The organism is Rhizobium bangladeshense (assembly GCF_001662075.1).
GTDB classification, from domain to species: Bacteria; Pseudomonadota; Alphaproteobacteria; order Rhizobiales; family Rhizobiaceae; genus Rhizobium; species Rhizobium bangladeshense_B.
Genome location: NZ_LYPL01000001.1, coordinates 749,003 through 767,273, shown reverse-complemented (window position 1 = coordinate 767,273; position 18,271 = coordinate 749,003). Strand labels below are relative to the sequence as shown.

15 protein-coding genes are annotated in these 18,271 nt (G+C 61.7%); 12 read left to right on the top strand and 3 right to left on the bottom strand.

The genetic code is table 11. From position 1 onward, the window contains the following. The first annotated feature begins 6 nt into the window (after positions 1–6). The 11 genes from A7X77_RS03735 to A7X77_RS03685 all read left to right on the top strand — a co-directional run bounded on the left by A7X77_RS03735 (position 7) and on the right by A7X77_RS03685 (position 13,378). Positions 7–1,083 (top strand): ABC transporter ATP-binding protein, encoded by a 1,077-nt coding sequence (locus A7X77_RS03735; protein WP_064681632.1) that lies wholly within the window; start codon positions 7–9, stop codon positions 1,081–1,083. Between the two features lie 100 nt (positions 1,084–1,183). After that, a complete protein-coding gene (locus A7X77_RS03730; RefSeq protein ID WP_064681631.1) occupies positions 1,184–2,059 on the top strand; it encodes a choline kinase family protein in 876 nt (291 codons plus the stop codon). Continuing rightward, positions 2,060–4,510, top strand: a complete 2,451-nt coding sequence (locus tag A7X77_RS03725) for a GcvT family protein (RefSeq protein ID WP_064681630.1) — start codon at positions 2,060–2,062, stop codon at positions 4,508–4,510. A 95-nt stretch (positions 4,511–4,605) separates the two neighbouring features. Continuing rightward, the gene (locus A7X77_RS03720; RefSeq protein ID WP_064681629.1) at positions 4,606–5,535 is read left to right on the top strand and encodes a LysR family transcriptional regulator; all 930 of its coding nucleotides are present in this window, start codon (positions 4,606–4,608) and stop codon (positions 5,533–5,535) included. 237 nt (positions 5,536–5,772) lie between these two features. After that, positions 5,773–6,600: a shikimate dehydrogenase family protein gene (locus A7X77_RS03715; protein ID WP_064681628.1), complete on the top strand. Its 828-nt coding sequence runs from the start codon at positions 5,773–5,775 to the stop codon at positions 6,598–6,600. 84 nt (positions 6,601–6,684) lie between these two features. Next, entirely contained in the window at positions 6,685–7,821 is a 1,137-nt protein-coding gene (locus A7X77_RS03710) for an ABC transporter substrate-binding protein (RefSeq protein ID WP_064681627.1), read from the top strand. Positions 7,822–7,879: 58 nt separating this feature from the next. Continuing rightward, a complete protein-coding gene (locus A7X77_RS03705; protein ID WP_064681626.1) occupies positions 7,880–8,758 on the top strand; it encodes a branched-chain amino acid ABC transporter permease in 879 nt (292 codons plus the stop codon). After that, the gene (locus A7X77_RS03700) at positions 8,758–9,744 is read left to right on the top strand and encodes a branched-chain amino acid ABC transporter permease (protein WP_064681625.1); all 987 of its coding nucleotides are present in this window, start codon (positions 8,758–8,760) and stop codon (positions 9,742–9,744) included. Before A7X77_RS03705 ends, A7X77_RS03700 begins: the two co-directional genes overlap by 1 nt. Beyond that, positions 9,741–10,487, top strand: a complete 747-nt coding sequence (locus tag A7X77_RS03695; protein ID WP_064681624.1) for an ABC transporter ATP-binding protein — start codon at positions 9,741–9,743, stop codon at positions 10,485–10,487. Before A7X77_RS03700 ends, A7X77_RS03695 begins: the two co-directional genes overlap by 4 nt. A 2-nt stretch (positions 10,488–10,489) precedes the next feature. After that, a complete protein-coding gene (locus tag A7X77_RS03690) occupies positions 10,490–11,218 on the top strand; it encodes an ABC transporter ATP-binding protein (RefSeq protein ID WP_064681623.1) in 729 nt (242 codons plus the stop codon). Positions 11,219–11,488: 270 nt separating this feature from the next. Then, positions 11,489–13,378: a bifunctional sugar phosphate isomerase/epimerase/4-hydroxyphenylpyruvate dioxygenase family protein gene (locus A7X77_RS03685; RefSeq protein ID WP_064681622.1), complete on the top strand. Its 1,890-nt coding sequence runs from the start codon at positions 11,489–11,491 to the stop codon at positions 13,376–13,378. A 77-nt stretch (positions 13,379–13,455) separates the two neighbouring features. On the opposite strand, the gene A7X77_RS03680 is transcribed toward A7X77_RS03685, so the two are convergent. Together A7X77_RS03680 and uxaC are read right to left on the bottom strand one after the other, a co-directional pair. Then, complete coding sequence (locus A7X77_RS03680; protein WP_064681621.1) at positions 13,456–14,913, bottom strand: mannitol dehydrogenase family protein; 1,458 nt, start codon at positions 14,911–14,913, stop codon at positions 13,456–13,458. Next, on the bottom strand, positions 14,910–16,325 hold the full coding sequence (uxaC, locus tag A7X77_RS03675; protein ID WP_064681620.1) for a glucuronate isomerase: 1,416 nt from the start codon (positions 16,323–16,325) through the stop codon (positions 14,910–14,912). Before uxaC ends, A7X77_RS03680 begins: the two co-directional genes overlap by 4 nt. A 169-nt stretch (positions 16,326–16,494) precedes the next feature. On the opposite strand from uxaC, the gene A7X77_RS03670 reads away from it, so the two are divergent. Next, positions 16,495–16,704: a SlyX family protein gene (locus A7X77_RS03670; protein WP_064681619.1), complete on the top strand. Its 210-nt coding sequence runs from the start codon at positions 16,495–16,497 to the stop codon at positions 16,702–16,704. A gap of 45 nt (positions 16,705–16,749) precedes the next feature. On the opposite strand, the gene A7X77_RS03665 is transcribed toward A7X77_RS03670, so the two are convergent. After that, a complete protein-coding gene (locus A7X77_RS03665) occupies positions 16,750–18,231 on the bottom strand; it encodes an NAD-dependent succinate-semialdehyde dehydrogenase (RefSeq protein ID WP_064681618.1) in 1,482 nt (493 codons plus the stop codon). Positions 18,232–18,271: the final 40 nt, after the last annotated feature.

Genomic DNA, 18,271 nt, shown 5'->3' with positions numbered 1-18,271 from the left:
GAGACGATGGCAACCAGTGTCGTTCTTCAGAAGGTCGAGAAGCGCTACGGCGCCTTCGATGTGATCCATGGCATCGACCTGACGATCGATCCCGGCGAATTCGTCGTTTTCGTCGGCCCGTCGGGCTGCGGAAAATCGACCCTCCTGCGGATGATCGCCGGCCTCGAGGAAATATCGGGCGGCGCGCTGCTGCTCGACAGCGAGCGCATGAACGAGGTGGCTCCAGCCAAGCGCGGCATCGCCATGGTCTTCCAGTCCTATGCCCTCTATCCGCATATGTCGGTCTACAAGAACCTCGCCTTCGGCCTGGAGACTGCGGGTTACAAGAAGGCCGATATCCAGCCGAAGGTCAAACGCGCCGCCGAGATCCTGCAAATCGAGAAGCTCCTGGAGCGTAAGCCAAAGGCGCTCTCCGGCGGCCAGCGCCAGCGCGTGGCCATCGGTCGCGCCATCGTCCGCGAGCCACGCATCTTCCTGTTTGACGAACCGCTGTCGAATCTCGATGCCGAACTGCGCGTGCAGATGCGCGTCGAAATTTCCAGGCTGCACCGGCAGCTCGGCAACACCATGATCTACGTCACCCATGACCAGGTCGAAGCGATGACGATGGCCGACAAGATCGTCGTCTTGAATTCCGGCCGCATCGAGCAGGTCGGCGCGCCGCTCGACCTCTACAACAACCCGGCCAACCGCTTCGTCGCCGGCTTTATCGGCAGCCCGAAGATGAACTTTCTGCAGGCGCGCATCGAAGAGGTCGGTGAAGCCGAAACCAGCATTCATGTTTGCGGCAATTCCGTCCGCCTGCCGCGCCGGCTGAAGGGCGAGGCAGGCGAGGCCGTCACCTTCGGCATCCGCCCCGAGCATCTCTCCCTCACGCAGGGCACCATCACGCTTTCGACCGTGAATGTCGACCTAGTCGAAAATCTCGGCGGCGCCACCATGCTCTACACCACGACGCCCGATGGCCAGCTGCTGACGGTCGCGCTCGACGGTCAGCAGAAGGTCGAGGCCGGCGCCAATGTGAAGGCTCTCTTCGATCCGGCCCGCTGCCACGTCTTCGACGCCGCCGGCAAGACGATCTGACACTGCAGCACCCTTTGCGCGTCCGGGAGGACGCGCGCGCCTGCTTGACAGCCTATCCTCCTCTGCCCCATCATTTTGCCAGCGCCGCAAGGGGGATAGCATGACGCCTGAGGATAGGATTCATGCGCTTGGCATCTGGCAGGGTCCGATTGAAATTTCGCCGATATCTGGCGGCATCACCAACAGGAACTATCTGGTCAGCGATGCCGTCGCGCGCTGCGTGGTGAGACTCGGCACCGACATTCCGATCCACCACATCATCAGGCAGAACGAGCTTGCCGCAAGCCGTGCGGCGCACGCCGCCGGCCTGTCGCCCGCCGTCATCCACCATTCGCCCGGCGTGCTGGTGCTCGACTATATCGAGGCGCGGGCGCTGTCGCCCGAGGATATCAGGACGCCGGAAATGCTGGCCCGGGTCATTCCGCTGGTGCGCGCCTGCCATTGCGACATCGCTCGGCATTTCCGTGGCCCGGCGATGATCTTCTGGGTCTTCCATGTCATCCGCGACTACGCAGCCAGCCTGAAGGAGTCGGGAAGCCTCCACCTTCCACTGCTGCCGGCGTTGATCGCCAAGGCCGAGACATTGGAAGAGGCGGCAGCGCCGTTCGAGATCGCCTTCTGCCATAACGACCTGCTGGCCGCCAATTTTCTCGATGACGGCAAGCGGCTCTGGCTGATCGACTGGGATTATGCCGGCTTCAACACGCCGCTGTTCGATCTCGGCGGGTTGGCCTCCAACAACGAGTTCTCGCAAGCCGCCGAGCAAATGATGCTGGAGATTTATTTCGACCGGCCGCCGACCGATGATCTCCGCCGCCGCTACGGCGCGATGAAATGCGCCTCGCTGCTGCGCGAGGCGCTCTGGAGCATGATTTCGGAAATCCATTCCACCATCGATTTCGACTACGGCGCCTATACGGCCGAAAATCTGGCCCGTTTCGACCGCGCCTATCAAGCCTTTGAACAGGATCGATAAATGACCAGAGAATTACCTAAGACGGCAAAAGCCGTGGTCATCGGCGGCGGCATCATCGGCTGCTCGACTGCCTATCATCTCGGTAAGCTCGGCTGGACCGATACCGTCCTGCTGGAGCGCAAGAAGCTCACCTCGGGCACCACCTTCCATGCCGCCGGCCTTGTCGGCCAGCTGCGCACCAGCGCCAACATCACCCAGCTGCTCGGTTATTCCGTCGATCTCTATAAGCGCCTGGAGGCGGAAACCGGTCTCGGCACCGGCTGGAAGATGAACGGCGGTCTGCGTCTCGCCTGCAACGAGGAGCGCTGGACGGAGGTCAAGCGGCAGGCGACCACGGCGCAGTCCTTCGGCCTTGAAATGCAGTTGCTGACGCCGCAGGAGGCCTTCGACCTCTGGCCGCTGATGACAATAGACGATCTGGTCGGCGCCGCCTTCCTGCCGACCGACGGCCAGGCCAACCCTTCCGACATCACCCAGGCGCTGGCAAAGGGCGCCCGCATGTCCGGCGTTTCGATCTTCGAGGATACCGAGGTTCTCGACCTCGAGATCGACAAGGGAAAGATCCGCGCCGTCGTCACGGCTGAAGGCCGCATCGAATGCGAGCGCGTCGTCGTCTGCGCCGGCCAATGGACGCGCGCCTTCGCTGCCCGCTTCGGCGTCAACGTGCCGCTGGTCTCGGTCGAGCACCAATATATCATCACCGAATCCTTCGGCGTGCCCTCCAACCTGCCGACGCTGCGCGATCCCGATCGCCTGACCTACTATAAAGAAGAGGTCGGCGGCATCGTCATGGGCGGCTACGAGCCGAACCCCATCGCCTGGGCGGAGAAGGGCATCCCAGAAGGTTTTCACTACTCCCTGCTGGACAGCAATTTCGAGCATTTCGAGCAAATCATGGAACAGGCGCTCGGCCGCGTCCCGGCGCTGGAGAATGTCGGCGTCAAGCAGCTGTTGAACGGCCCGGAAAGCTTTACGCCGGATGGTAACTTCATTCTCGGCGAAGCGCCCGAGCTCAAAAATTTCTTTGTCGGCGCCGGCTTCAACGCCTTCGGCATCGCCTCGGCCGGCGGCGCCGGCATGGCGCTTGCCGAATGGGTGACCAAGGGCGAGCCGCCTTACGATCTCTGGCCGGTCGATATCCGCCGTTTCGGCCGCCCGCATTTCGATACCGACTGGGTGCGCACCCGCACGCTCGAAGCCTATGGCAGGCACTACACCATGGCCTGGCCGTTCGAGGAGCATTCGAGCGGGCGCCCCTGCCGCAAGTCGCCGCTCTATGACCGGCTGAAGGCGCAGGGCGCCTGTTTCGGCGAAAAGCTCGGCTGGGAGCGGCCGAACTGGTTCGCCGATCTCTTCGCCAATGAGGAGCCGAAGGATATTTACACCTACGGCAGGCAGAACTGGTTCGACGCCGTCGGCCGCGAGCATAAGGCGGTGCGCGAGGCGGCCGTCATCTTCGACCAGACCTCATTCGCCAAATTCGTGCTGAAGGGCAGGGATGCCGAGGCGGCACTCTCCTGGATCGCCGCCAACGATGTCGCAAGGCCCGTGGGATCGCTCATCTACACACAGATGCTGAACGACAAAGGGGGCATCGAATGCGACCTGACCGTCGCCCGCATCGCCGAGGACGAATATTACATCGTCACCGGCACCGGTTTCGCCACTCACGACTTCGACTGGATCGCCCGCAATATTCCGGCGGAGATGCATGCGGAGCTGGTCGACGTCACCTCGGCCTATTCCGTGTTGTCGCTGATGGGACCGAATGCACGCGCCGTGCTGGAGAAGGTGACCGTCAGCGCCGTCTCGAATGCCGCCTTCCCCTTCGGCCAGTTCAGAACCATCGGCATATCGGGCTGCCCGGTGCGGGCCTTGCGCATCACCTATGTCGGCGAGCTCGGCTACGAGCTGCATATTCCCGTTGAATATGCGACCACGGTCTATGACGTATTGATGGCTGCTGGCGGCGCGCTTGGCCTCGTCAATGCCGGCTACCGCGCCATCGAGAGCTGCCGCCTGGAAAAAGGATATCGCGCCTGGGGTTCCGATATCGGCCCCGACCACACGCCTGTTGAGGCCGGCCTCGGCTGGGCGGTGAAGATCAGAAAGAACATTCCCTTCCGTGGCCGCGAGGCGATCGAGCGGCAGCTTAAGGAGGGTGTGAAGAAGCGCCTCGCCTGCTTCGTTCCCGACGATCCCGATACCGTGCTGCTCGGCCGCGAAACCATCTATCGCGACGGCAAGCGCGTCGGCTGGCTGTCGAGCGGCGGCTACGGCTATACGCTGGGTAAGGCGATCGGCTACGGCTACGTCCGCAACCCCGATGGCATCTCCGAGGAGTTTGTCCTGTCTGGCAGCTATGCGCTTGACGTTGCAAGGCAGCGCATCCGCTGCCGGGTGTCGCTGGCATCGCTCTACGATCCCGGCATGGTACGGGTGAAGGCGTAGTGGCGCCGCCCGATTGCCTAAACTTGCATTACGCGCGCCTTCCCTGCTAATGCAATGTCGACACATGCGTCTGAGCGCGTGTCGTTTGGCTGGTGATGCTTACGCTAAGACAGATCGAGGTCATACGCGCCATCATGGTGACCGGCAGCATCGCAGGCGCTGCGCGGTTGCTTAACGTTTCGGCGCCCGGCCTCAGCCGCCTTATGAAATATACGGAAGATTCCCTCGGTATCCGGCTCTTCGACCGGCGCGCCGGCCGCTTTGTGCCGACATCCCAGGCGCGCAATATTTTCGACCTGCTCGATACCGTGCATCGCAAGATCGACGATCTCCAATCGGCCGTAGCCGGGCTCGGGCGGGGACAGAGCCAGGAGCTTCGCATCGCATCCGTGCCGAGCATCGCCAATGTGATGGTTCCCCGTGCCATCGCCAAGCTGCGGCAGCGCTTTCCCGCTCTCGGCCTCGACGTCAACATTCTCAAGATAGAGGAGGCGATCGATTACCTGCTCCTCGGACGCGGCGAGTTGGTCGCCATCTCGTCCCGTTTCGATCATCCCCTTATCGAATTCGAGCCTCTGGCGAGCGGCAGGCTGCTGTGCATCGTCCCGGAGACGAGCCCGCTGGCGACCCGGGACAAGATCACGCCCCAGGAAATGGCTGGCTATCCGTTGATCGGGATCGACCCCAAAGACCCGTACGGCGCGATCATGGCGGCCATGTTCACCAATAGCGGCGTCGCCTATCAGATGAATATCAAGGCTCGCTTCGGCACGACGGTTTGCAGCCTGGTGGCGGCGGGTCTGGGGATCGCGATCATCGACGAGTTCACCGTGGCGCACGGCGTCGTTCGCGGATTAAAAGGTATCGAAATCGACGCCGACAGCATCTTCCATACCTACATCGCCTATCGTCGGGATCTGCCTCTATCCGCCTATGCCGAGCACTTTCGGCAGCTTCTTCGCCATGAAATGCAGAGCGCGAGTTCCCTGAGGCCCGCAGATAGAGCGTCAACGCGGAAGAAATAGCATTTTTCACCCGGTCGCCGGCAGAGCTCGCAGCCCGATTCCGCGGTTTCGGGTGCTCGCTCGGCGCACGATTTGGTCATTAACATGATGTTACGGAAGCCTATGAAAATGATACTCGATATAGCGGTCGTTGATCGCTACGCTTATGTGGAGAATTGACACAGGTCGAGCGCTATACGGCCGCACAACCCGGTGCGGCAGTATGTTACGGCTCGCCGGCTAGCAAGCGGACGGCAGATGGCGGGAATTATTCCTTCTGGAAATACGAGGCTTTTCATAGTCGTTGGTGACCCCATCGCGCAGGTGCGTTCGCCTGATGTCATCACGCGGCTTTTGAACGATCGGAAGGAAGACGCCGTCGTCGTGCCGATGCATGTGGCTTCTTCTGATCTGCCTACCGTTTTTGAGGCGCTGCGGGCGGTTTCCAATGTCGGCGGAATCCTCGTCACCGTTCCGCACAAGCAAGCGGCATTCGGCCTCTGCGCGACCACATCGGATCGCGCGACCTTCGTCGAGGCGGTCAATGTCGTGCGCCGTACGCGCGACGATTGGGACGGCGACAATACCGACGGACTTGGATTTCTGGATGGAATGGAGAAGGAAGGTTTTTCCGTCGCCGGCCGCAGATGCCTGCTGGTGGGGTGTGGAGGCGCGGGTTCGGCGATCGCCCTCGAAATCATGAGGCGCGGAGCGGGAATGCTTGCGATCCACGATATCGACACCGAGCGGCGCAATGCTATTATCGGAAGGCTCGACAGGCTTTATCCGGGGCGGGTCGTGTCTGGAGATGCGAATCCGGCAGGCTATGATCTCGTCGCCAACGCGACCCCGCTCGGAATGCGGCCGGATGATCCTTTGCCGATCGACGCATCCAAACTGGAAGCCCGGCAATTCGTTGCTTGCGTCATCACCAAGCCGGAAATTCCGCCGCTCATCCAGGAGGCACGCCGGCGTGGGTGCCGGACGATGACGGGCGCTGGGATGTTTGACGCGCAAGCTCTTGTCCTTGTGGACTTGCTGTTGATGCGACCGCCTGAACCGGAAGTGTGCTTGAAAAGCGGCTAGCTTTCGTCTCCTGCTGATGGGAGGCCGGGGCGCTCAAGGAGACGGCGCCGCAAAAGCCGGTCTTATTTTTACTGGGAGGACAGTATGTACCGTAAGAATCTGCTCAGAATATCAACTGCCGTCTTCGTCGGATTGGGTGTCGCTCATGCCGAAGACACGGTCAAGCTCGGCATGGTGGCCGAGCTTTCCGGCGCCGGCGCCCCCGCAGGAACCAATTGGCGCGACGGGATCAAGATCGCGGTCGAGGAAATCAACGCCGAAGGCGGGATTCTCGGCAAGAAAATCGAACTTGGCGAATATGACACGCAGACCGATCCGCAGGTTTCGCGCGCCCTTGTACAGAAGGCGATCGATGAAGGCGCCTATGCGATCCTCGGCACGATTTATTCCGGCTCGACGATGGTCAATATGCTCGTCGCGCAACAGAACGGCACGCCGCAATTCGTCGGTTCGGAATCTCCGAGCATCGTTCAGAAAGGAAACCCCTTCGTTTTCCGGACATCATCGGGTTCCCAAAAGGGTATTCCCGCGCTGACCAGCTATTTCACCGGGACGATCAAGGCGAAGAAGGTCGCCGTCGCCTGGGTGAATAATGAGTTCGGCAAGGGAGGCCATGACGTCTTCACCCAGGAAATGAAGAAGGCCGGAATCGAGATTGTCGCCGACGTGCCGTCCGAGCAAGGCCAAGCCGACTATGCTGCCGATATCGCCAAGCTGAAGCAGGCCGGCCCCGATGCCGTTTTCGTCTATATGAATCAGGAGGAGTCCGCTCGCTTCCTCATTGAGGCCAAGAAGCAATCTCTGCCCATGCCGCTGGTCGGTGAAGTCACCCTGACCGAAGCCAAGGTGGTCGAATTGGCAGGCAGCGCGGCGGATGGCGCCATCGCCCATGTCGGCCTGACCGCGAGCGCCACGGATGTTCCGGGCATCGGCGCCTTCGACAAGAAGTTCGAGGAGACCTTCAAGCGCAAGCCGACGCATGACGCCATCAAGGGCTATATCGGCGCCTGGACGACGAAATACGTCACGGAGATGGTCGGCGAGCTCGATGGCGAGGCCTTCGCCGAAAAGATGCACGGACTGTGCCTTAAGGCCGCAGACTACCCGAAGATCCTTCTCGACACATGCTGGGATGAACACGGGGAAATGTCGCGTCCGAGCTTCATGGTCCAGGTGAAGAATGGCTCACCGGTCGTGATCGGAACTGTTCCGGCCAACTGATCATCCCCTGCTCTGCCGCGGCCGCTTCGGCTGCCGCGGCCATCGAGAGAGTGGCACAATGTCTCAATTCCTACAGGTCCTACTGTCCGGTCTGGCGACCGGTTCCATCTACGCGCTCGTCGCCATCGGTTTCACCCTCGTCTGGCAGGCGGCGCAGACGGTGAATTTTGCTCAGGGCGAGTTCGTCATGCTGCCGGCATTTTTCGTGCTTGCCTGCATGAGCATTCTCGGCATGCCCTTCTGGGCTGCGCTGCTGGCCGGGCTCATACTGTCGGTCGTCATTCTTGGCGTCCTCTTCAAGAAGCTCATGGTCGAGCCGATCCTTCCCCATGGCGGGATCACTTTGATCATCGCGACCATGGCGCTCGGAATTCTCCTGAAGGAGAGCGTCAAGGAATTCTATTCGGCCGAAGCTCAGCCTTTCCCGGCGATGTTTCCGAATGATCCGATCGACGTTTTTGGCGCTGTCCTTTCGCTGCAGGACATCCTCAATCTCGTGCTTTGCCTCGGCATAGTGGTGCTGCTGACCTTGTTCCTGAACCGCACCCGCACCGGGCGCTGCATGCAGGCCACCGCGCAAAATCCGGCAGTCGCGGAAATCCTCGGCGTCAACGTCAAGCGGATGATCCTCTACACGTTCCTGATCAACGCAGCGCTTGCCGCCCTTGCATCCTATCTGATCACGCCCGTTTATCTCGCCAAGTTCTCCAACGGCGAAACACTCGGCTTGATCGCTTTCATCGCGGCAATCGTCGGCGGTTTCAACCAGATCCGCGGCGCATTGGTCGGCGGCCTGCTGATCGGTGTTCTCGACAACCTGACTGCTGCCTACGTCACGGCCCAGTATCGCGCGGCGCTTCCCCTGGTGCTCTTGATCGTCATCATCCTCGTCAGGCCGCAGGGCATCATGGGAACGTCCGAAGGGAGGACCGTCTGATGGCGAAGAGTTCCACCATACGTATTCTGGTCATTCTCGGGCTGCTCGCGCTCGCTGTCGCCGCCCCCATCGGTCAAAAGAACTACATAGTCTACGTGCTGACCTCCTGGTTGATCTTTACGATCGCCGCCATGGGACTGAACCTGACGCTGGGCTATGCCGGCCAGATATCGCTGGCGCAGGCCTCGTTCATGGCGATCGGCGCCTATATTACCGCGCTGTTGACGCTCGCAGGCTGGCATTGGATTGTGGCCATGCCCCTGGCGCTGCTTGCCTGCTTCGTCGTCGGCCTGCTCCTCGGCTATCCGGCGCTGCGTGTCAAAGGCCACTTCCTCGCCTTTGTGACCTTGGCCTTCAACACGCTCGTCTTTCTCGTGCTGAGAAACGAAGATTGGCTGACCGGCGGAAGCATCGGCCTCGTCGGCATGCCGCGTCCCGACTTCGGCCTGTTCTCGACGATGAAGCAATTGCCTTTCTATTATTTCACGCTTGCCGTGACGGCATTTGCGGCGCTTGCGATGTGGGGGATCGTCCGTTCGCCTTGGGGCCGCGCCTTCAAGGCTCTGCGTGAAAACCCGGTCCGCGCCGAAAGTCTCGGCGTCGATACGCGGCGCATAACCCTTCTCGCCTTTGCCATCGGCTCGACATATGGCGGACTTGCCGGCACCTTGATCACGCCTCTCGTCCAATTCATCGAGCCTGGATCCTTCGCGCTCGCCCATTCCCTTCGCATCCTGCTGATGGTGATCGTCGGTGGCGCGGGGTACTTCTTCGGCCCGTGGGTCGGAGCCGGCGTCGTCATTCTGCTGCCAGAGGTCCTGCGCTTCACCGAAGGATATTATCTCATCATCTATTCGGCGCTGGTCATTGTCATGCTGATCTTCGTGCCGTCGGGGCTGATTGGTGTCGGCGCCAGGATCCGTGACAAATTCTGGCCGAAGCAACAGGTCCGCGCAGACATGGCGGAAGGAGCCAGCCTGAAATGAACACGCCCATCCTCTCCGTTCGCAATATTGGCAAGAGCTTCGGCGGAATCCGTGCCGTCGATGGTGTTTCCTTCGAGGTCAACAAAGGCGAGATCCTCGGCCTGATCGGCCCCAACGGGTCAGGCAAATCGACGCTCTTCAACTGCATCCTCGGTCAATTGACTCCGGATGCCGGCGAAGTGACGGTCAACGGCAAAAACGTCTCCGGCATGCGCGCCTCCGATCTGAACAAGCTCGGTGTCGGGCGAACCTTTCAGCAGCTTTCGGTTTTTCCGAAAATGTCCGTGCTCGACAACATCATTCTTGCCGGGCAGGAGCATCACGGCACGATGCTGGCACGTCTCTTCGGCCCCGGCGACGCCGGTTTGACGGCCGAAGCGGAGCGCATGATCACCTTCTTTCGCCTAGGGCACCTGCGCGACACGCTGGCGGGTTCGCTCTCTTACGGCCAGCAAAAGCTGGTCGATGCGGCGATGGCCTTCATGGCCGGCCCGAGTCTCGTTCTGCTCGACGAGCCGGCGGGCGGCGTCAACCTGACGATGCTCGCCAACCTCAAGGACCGGCTTGTCGCCTACAATGCCGAGCACGGCACGACGTTCGTCGTTATCGAACACAACATGGAGTTCGTGATGAGCCTGTGCTCCCGCATCATTGTTCTGGCGGAAGGCAACATCATTGCGGAAGGCACACCGGACCAAATCCGCTCGAACCAGACCGTCATCGACGCCTATCTTGGAGGTTGACAATGCTCGAGCTCAAAAAAATCCAAGGCGGTTATGGCAAGATCACCATCTTGAACGGCGTGTCCTTTTCGATCCCGAAAGCTTCGATCACCACCGTCATCGGGCCGAATGGCGCCGGCAAGTCGACCGTCTTCAAAGCCATCTTCGGCCTGCTGAACATCCAGTCCGGTCAAATCTTGCTCGATGGCCAGGATGTGACCCGGCAAACACCGCGGCAGATGATCGGGCATGGCGTCACCTATGTTCCGCAAGGCCGCAACGTCGTTCCGCAACTCTCCGTTTTTCATAATCTGGAACTCGGCGGCATCACCGCAAGCGACCAGCCGAATGTGCGCAGGCGGATCGACATGGTGATGGACCAGTTCCCGATGCTGCGTAAATTCTCCGACCGCAAGGCGATCGAACTGTCGGGCGGGCAACAGAAGCAGCTGGAGGTGGCGCGCGCCCTGCTGCTTGACCCGAAGCTGATCCTGATCGACGAGCCCTCGATCGGCCTGTCGCCCAATCTCGTGCAGGAAGTTTTTCAGACCCTGATCAGGCTGCGCGACCAAGGCGTCACCATCCTGATGGTGGAGCAGAACGCGAAGGCCGCGCTCGCCATGTCCGATTACGGCCTCGTACTCGAGCTCGGTCAGACGCGTATGCACGACAAGGCTTCGGCTTTGCTTTCCGATCCGCGCGTCGGGCAGCTCTTCCTCGGCGGCCATATCGAGGCCGAGCATGCGCATTGACGCGCTCGACTGCGCCCCTGCCAAGACTGGGAGAATCCCCGGTCTGGCAGGGCGGCGCATCAAGTCGCAGCACGGCGCTACGGTTCGCTCGAATTGCGTTTGGCAGGCAAGTTTTAAATTGGTGCCCTTCGGGAGAGCGACAGCGAGCCATCTTTTGCCGGTAGAGAGGCGAGGTGAGCCATTCGCCGCCCGGATGCTGGCGCTCGAACCCGGCCTTAGAGGCAGGGCTGAATTTCTCACCGCCGTATAGGCAAGGCCAGGAGCTAACCGATGAAAACTTCGATTGCCACGGTATCGATCAGCGGAGAGCTCCCCGAGAAGCTGGATGCGATCGCCAAAGCGAGCTTCGATGGCGTGGAAATCTTCGAGAATGATTTTCTGGCTTTCGACGGCAGGCCGGCGGATGTCGGCAGGATGGTGCGCGACCGCGGGCTTGAAATCACGCTGTTCCAACCATTCCGCGATTTTGAGGGCATGCCCGAACCGTTGCGCAGTCGCGCGTTTGATCGCGCCGAACGAAAGTTCGATGTGATGCAGGAACTGGGCACAGAGCTCATCCTGGTTTGCTCGAATGCCTCGTCCGCCTCGCTCGGCGGCATTGATCGGGCGGCGGCAGATTTTCACGCGCTCGGTGAGCGGGCTGCCAAGCGCGGCTTGAAGATCGGTTATGAGGCGCTCGCCTGGGGGCGGCATATCAATGACCATCGGGATGCATGGGAAATCGTGCGCAGGGCCGATCATCCGAATGTCGGTCTGATCCTCGACAGTTTCCATACCCTGTCACGAAAGATCGACATTAACTCCATCCGTTCGATCCCGAAAGACAAGATCCTTATCGTCCAGCTTGCCGATGCTCCGCTGATCGACATGGACCTTCTCTACTGGAGCCGGCATTTCCGAAACATGCCGGGTGAAGGTGACCTTCCGGTAGCGGCTTTTGCCGCTGCCGTCGCCGAGACCGGCTATGATGGTTATTTCTCGCTCGAAATATTCAACGATCAGTTCCGCGGAGGGTCGCCCCGTCTGATTGCCGCCGATGGCCACCGCTCGCTGATTTATCTGGGCGATCAGGTGCGGCGTATGCCGAATACTCGGAGCTTTTCGGCCAAGGCGATGCCCGATCGATCGATCGTTAAAGGAATAGGCTTCGTGGAGTTCTCCGCCGACGAAGAGGAAGCGGCGGAACTCGTCGGCATCCTGCGGACCCTGGGCTTCCGGAAAGAGGCCGTTCATCGAACAAAAAATGTCACGCTCTACCGCCAGGGAAACATCCGTCTTATCGTCAATGCCGATAGCGCGGGCTTTGCCGGTGCGTCCTTCGCCGTGCACGGGACGACGGCCTATGCCATAGCGCTGATGGTCGACGATGCCGGCAAAGCTTTCGAGAGAGCCATGGCGCTCGATGCCGAGCCTTTCAGCCAAGCCGTCGGCGTCGGCGAGGTCAAAATTCCGGCAATCCGGGGTGTAGGCGGTGGGCTGATTTACCTGATTGACGACAAGGGTGATCTCGGCCGCTTTTCGGAGATCGACTTCCTGCCGGTCGAAGACGAGGCGCAGATTGCTCCCGCTCATCTCTTGCATGTCGACCATATAGCCCAGACGGTCGCCTACGACGAAATGCCCACTTGGCTGCTGTTCTACGCCTCGATCTTCGAAGCGCAGAAGACGCCCGTGTTCGACATCATCGATCCCGCTGGCGTGGTGCGCAGCCAAGTGCTGGAAAATGCGTCCGGCTCGCTGCGGATCACCCTAAACGGAGCAGAGAACCGGCGCACGCTCGCGGGGCACTTCATTGCCGAGACATTCGGCTCGGGCGTGCAGCATCTGGCTTTCCACACCGATGATATTTTCGCGACCGCGGCCAGCTTGCGGCAGAACGGCTTCAAGCCGCTGGCTATTTCCCCCAATTACTACGATGACGCCGAGGCGAGGTTCGGTCTGGAAGCGGCGTTGAGCGACCGGTTGAGGGCAGAAAATATTCTGTACGACCGGGACGAGTTCGGCGAATATTTCCAGCTCTACAGCCCGACATTCGGCGAAGGCTTCTTCTTCGAGATTGTCGAACGCCGAGGATATAAGGGTTATGGCGCCGCCAACGCGATCTTCCGGATAGCCGCCTTGAAAAAGCATCTAAGGCCGGAGGGCATGCCCAAGAGTTGATGCAGCGGACCGATCCACCCGCATCTTCTTCTCAGGATCTGCGATCGGTCGCCCGGTGTCCAACCGATGTGCCCAGCTCAAAACAGCGGCAGCCGGTCGTCCTGGATCAGAATCTCCAGCTTGTCCGAGACATCCTGCGTCCAAGCCCGGTTTCCGGTCAGAGCGGTCGGGAACAGTCCGGGCAGGGTGAAGAGAGCCGCCGAAAGCGCAAGGCCCGTGCGCGGGACATCGGCGATGAGAGCGGCGATCTCCGCGGCCCGGGGATCGCGCAGCTCGTAGCGCTCGCCATTGCCGCGTTCCCCGATCGCATAGCGCATCCATGCCGCAACGGCGATCGCATAGGTCTCTGCCCTGTCGCCGTGCGCCAGCGCCTCGCATGCCGGTTCCAGCAGCCGCTGCGGCAGTTTCTGGGTACCGTCCATGGCGATCTGATAGGTGCGGTGCGCGATCGCCTTGTTTGCAAAGCGCGCTATCAATTCCTTGGCGTAATCGTCGAGATCGATGCCGGGGACCGGATCGAGCGTTCTCGCCGCCGCGTGCATGTGGCGATAGGCCAGAGCTGCCAGGGCGGCATCGTCCATCACGTCGCGGATGAATTCATAGCCGCCGATATAACCGAGATAGGCGAGCAGCGAATGGGCGCCGTTCAGCATCCGGAGCTTCATCTTCTCATAGGCCGAGACGTCTTCGACCATCAGCGCGCCGCGCACCTTTTCCCAATCCGGGCGTCCATTGGCGAAATGGTCCTCGATCACCCATTGGGTAAAGGGTTCCGTCTCGATCGCCGCCATATCCGTGCGACCCGTCAGCCGCTCGGCATCGGCATAGGTCGTCTCGGTGCTGGCCGGCGTGATCCGGTCGACCATCGTCGAGGGGAAGGGCACGTTGGCTTCGATCCAGCGATGCAGATCGGCATCGATGCGGGAGGTGAATTCGAGCACCAGTCGTTTCAGGACCGCGCCGTTGCTCGGCAGGTTGTCGCAGCTGAGCGGCGTAAAGGGGGCGATCCCCTTCTGCCGACGGCGTGCAAGGCCTTCGACGAGATAGCCGATGACGCCGCGCGGCGCATGCCGGTTGGCGAGGTCGGCGACGATATCGGGATGTTTGAGGTCGAGGCCGCCGGTTGCCGGATCGAACCCATAGGCCTTTTCCGTCACCGTCATGCTGACGATACGGATCGCAGGGTCTTCGAGCCGCGCCAGCAGGCCGGCCGGATCGCGCGGCGCCACATGCGCCTTCAGGATCGAGCCGATCACCTCAGCCGTCGTGCCCGAGGTATCGCGGATCAGCGTCGTATAGAGCCCGTTCTGGGCACTCAGATTGTCGGCGACATCGGGCGTGCGCAGGCTTGCCACCTCGATGCCCCAGTCGCCGCCCGCGGCGGCGAGCGCGCCATCGGTAAACGGCGCGAAATGCGCGCGGAAGAAGGCGCCGGGTCCCAGATGCAGAATGCCGCTTTTCAGCCGGCCGCGGTCATAGGCGGGAAGCTTCGCCGTCGGGGCGAGGCCGGATAGGGTCTGCAGTCGTTCGCTCACAGCTTGTAGGCCTTCTTCGCATTGCCATAGGAAAGTTCGCTTGCCACGATTTCGGCGTCCCGCTTGGAAAGCCGGTGCTCGGCGACAAGCCCGGCGAGGAAGCGGCAGACTTCGCGGCGCCAGACATCGTGCCGCGCCGGGATCGAAAGCAGCGCCCGCGTATCGTCGTTGAAGCCGGCCATATTGGCAAAACCTGCCGTTTCCACGACCTGGTCTAGATAGCGCCGGATGCCGAGCGGGCTGTCGTGGAACCACCAGGGCGGGCCGATCATCAGGCAGGGCCAATGGCCGGCCATCGGCGCCAGCTCGCGCGCATAGGTCGTCTCGTCGAGGGTGAAGAGCAGCACGCGCAGCCCCGGCGCATGGCCGTATCTGGAAAGCAGCGCATTGAGGCCGCCGACCCAATCCGTTCGCGTCGGAATATCGGCACCCATATTCGGGCCACGCGTCGCAAACAGCCCGCTGTCGGTATTGCGCCGCGAGCCGGCATGGATCTGCATCACCATGCCGTCTTCGGCCGAAAGCCCGGCCATCTCGGTCATCATCTGGCCGCGGAAGAGCTCGGCATCCTGAGGAGAAAGCGGATCCTTCAGCGCCTTGTCGAGCAGTGCCTGTTTTTCGGAAAGCGGCAGGTCGGCAGTGAAGGCGGTCGGCACGCCGTGATCGGTCGCGGTGGCGCCGTACTGGCGGAAATAGGCGCGCCGGCGCCGATGCGCCTCGATCAGCCCGTCCCAGCGCGTCACGTCAGTGCCGGTGATCTCTCCGAACTTGACGAGATTGTCGCGGAAACCGACAGCGTCGGGATCGGTGACACTATCCGGCCGGTAGGTGGTGCGCACTCTGCCGATCCAGCCGTCCGCGGCCATCTTCTGGTGATGGGCCAGCGGGTCGAGCGCGCCCTCCGTCGTCGCGATCGTTTCGATGCCGAATCGCTGATGCAGCGCCCGCGGCCGGAATTCCGGCAGGGCGAGCTGGGCATTGATGTGGTCGTAGAGCGCATCGGCATTGTCAGGTGTCAGCGGCTCGGTGCAGCCGAGTACGGCCGACATGGCGTGGTCGACCCAGAGGCTCGACGGCGTTCCGCGGAAGAGATGGTAATACTTGGCAAAGCTCCGCCAGGTCGCGCGGCCTGCAGCCACCGGCTTGCCGTCGAGCCGAGGCACGCCGAGCGCGTCCAAGGGAACGCCGACGCTGTGCAGCATGCGGAAGAGATAGTGATCGGGAATGACGAGCAGCGAGGCCGCATCTTCGAAGGGCTTGTCGTCGGCGAACCAGGACGGTTCGGTATGCCCGTGCGGGCTGACGATCGGAAGATTGCGCACCGTCTCGTAGAGGTCTCGCGCAATGGTCCGTGTTGCCGGGTCGGCCGGAAAGAGCCGGTCCGGATGAAGAAAGCCGTTTCCTGCATCCATCAGTATTCCTCCCTGATGGATAAGGGCCTACCCCACAACATCAGGCGCGGCAAGGTCTTTTAGTAACTAAATGGTGCGTTTTGTACGCGGGCTCGAAGGCATTGACGCGGCGGCTTATTTCCGCTTTGGGAGAACCATCTGTACTGCCGCTTTCGGCATAGGAGGATCGATGTCCGACGAGACGAACCGCATCACCCGGCTGGAGGAAATGCTGGCCTACCAGGCAAAGACGATCGAGGAGCTGTCCGATCAGCTTGCCGAACAATGGAAGATCGTCGAGCAGATGCGCACCAAGCTCGACCGGCTGACCGAACGCTTCCTGTCGCTCGAGGAACAGTCGCTGGAAGCGCCTGGTATCACCCGCCCGCCGCATTATTGACGGCACGCGGGGGATACCGCGTGCCAGGTTTTCCTGGCCGGCGGATCAGACGCCGCCGATGCAGAGATATTTCATTTCGAGATAATCGTCGGCGCCGTGGCGTGAACCCTCGCGGCCGAGGCCGGATTGCTTGATACCGCCGAAAGGCGCGGTCTCGGAAGACATGATGCCGGTATTGATGCCGATCATGCCGTATTCCAGCGCTTCCGCCACCCGCCAGACCTTCTTCAGGTCGCCGGCATAGAAGTAGGCGGCAAGGCCGAATTCCGTATCATTGGCTTGAGCGATGACATCCTCGGCCGTCTCGAAGCGGAAGAGCGGCGCCACCGGCCCGAAGGTTTCTTCGCGTGCCACCTTCATGCCGCGCGCCACCCTGGTCAGCACCGTCGGGGCGAAGAAGGTGCCGGCGCCATCGATGCGCTTGCCGCCGGTCAGCACCTTAGCGCCCTTGGCAAGTGCGTCGCCGACATGATCTTCCACCTTGGCAAGGCCCTGCTCGTCGATCAGCGGCCCGATCTCGACACCCGCCTGGAAGCCGTCGCCGACCGACATTGCGGCGACCTTGGCGGCAAGCTTGGCCGCAAAGGCGTCATAGATGCCCGACTGGATGTAGAGGCGGTTGGCGCAGACGCAGGTCTGGCCGGCATTGCGGTATTTAGAGGCGATCGCGCCCTCGACCGCGGCATCGAGATCGGCATCGTCGAAGACGATGAAGGGTGCGTTGCCGCCGAGTTCCAGGCTCACCTTCTTGATCTGGTCGGCGCATTGCCGCATCAGGATGCGGCCGACTTCCGTCGAGCCGGTGAAGCTGATCTTGCGCACCTTGTCGTTGCCGCAGAGCTCGCGGCCGATCGCCGGTCCGTCCATGCCGACGATGAGATTGAAGACGCCGGCGGGGATGCCGGCTTGTTCGGCGAGCACGGCGAGCGCGATCGCCGTCAGCGGCGTCTGTTCGGCGGGCTTCGACACGACCGTGCAGCCGACGGCCAGCGCCGGCGCGATTTTGCGGGCGATCATCGCCGCCGGGAAATTCCACGGCGTGATCGTGCCGACGACGCCGACCGGCTGCTTGATGACGATCATGCGCTTGTCTTGGGACGGCGCTGGGATCGTCTCGCCGTAGATCCGCTTGGCCTCTTCGGCGTACCATTCGACATAGGACGCGGCATACAGGATTTCGCCGCGCGCTTCCGGGAACGGCTTACCCATTTCGGCGGTCAGGATCGCGGCGAGTTCGTCGGCATTGGCGACCATCAGGTCGAACCATTTGCGCAAGGTGGCGCTGCGCTCCTTGGCCGGGCGGGCAGCCCAGGCCGGCTGAGAGGCATGGGCCGCATCGATCGCCGCCCGCGTCTCGCCGGCTCCCATATCGGGTAGCGAGGCAAGCAGCTCGCCCGTTGCCGGATTGAGCACGTCGAAGGTCTTGGCGGCATTGCCCGATGTCCAGACGCCGTTGATATAGCCGGCGTCGCGCAGGAACGGCGAAGAGAAGGGAACGTGCTTCGTCAGGGCGGTGGTGAAAGCCATGTCATCTCCTTTGGGAGTGGCTGCCGGTCGCCGGCAGCTA

Bases quoted from the DNA above. Each gene is read 5' to 3' on its own strand.
- A7X77_RS03715 (WP_064681628.1), top strand. From the start codon at position 5,773: ATGGCGGGAATTATTCCTTCTGGAAATACGAGGCTTTTCATAGTCGTT.
- A7X77_RS03665 (WP_064681618.1), bottom strand. From the start codon at position 18,231: ATGGCTTTCACCACCGCCCTGACGAAGCACGTTCCCTTCTCTTCGCCG.
- A7X77_RS03690 (WP_064681623.1), top strand. From the start codon at position 10,490: ATGCTCGAGCTCAAAAAAATCCAAGGCGGTTATGGCAAGATCACCATC.
- uxaC (WP_064681620.1), bottom strand. From the start codon at position 16,325: ATGGATGCAGGAAACGGCTTTCTTCATCCGGACCGGCTCTTTCCGGCC.
- A7X77_RS03710 (WP_064681627.1), top strand. From the start codon at position 6,685: ATGTACCGTAAGAATCTGCTCAGAATATCAACTGCCGTCTTCGTCGGA.
- A7X77_RS03685 (WP_064681622.1), top strand. From the start codon at position 11,489: ATGAAAACTTCGATTGCCACGGTATCGATCAGCGGAGAGCTCCCCGAG.
- A7X77_RS03725 (WP_064681630.1), top strand. From the start codon at position 2,060: ATGACCAGAGAATTACCTAAGACGGCAAAAGCCGTGGTCATCGGCGGC.
- A7X77_RS03720 (WP_064681629.1), top strand. From the start codon at position 4,606: ATGCTTACGCTAAGACAGATCGAGGTCATACGCGCCATCATGGTGACC.
- A7X77_RS03730 (WP_064681631.1), top strand. From the start codon at position 1,184: ATGACGCCTGAGGATAGGATTCATGCGCTTGGCATCTGGCAGGGTCCG.
- A7X77_RS03700 (WP_064681625.1), top strand. From the start codon at position 8,758: ATGGCGAAGAGTTCCACCATACGTATTCTGGTCATTCTCGGGCTGCTC.
- A7X77_RS03735 (WP_064681632.1), top strand. From the start codon at position 7: ATGGCAACCAGTGTCGTTCTTCAGAAGGTCGAGAAGCGCTACGGCGCC.
- A7X77_RS03705 (WP_064681626.1), top strand. From the start codon at position 7,880: ATGTCTCAATTCCTACAGGTCCTACTGTCCGGTCTGGCGACCGGTTCC.
- A7X77_RS03695 (WP_064681624.1), top strand. From the start codon at position 9,741: ATGAACACGCCCATCCTCTCCGTTCGCAATATTGGCAAGAGCTTCGGC.
- A7X77_RS03670 (WP_064681619.1), top strand. From the start codon at position 16,495: ATGTCCGACGAGACGAACCGCATCACCCGGCTGGAGGAAATGCTGGCC.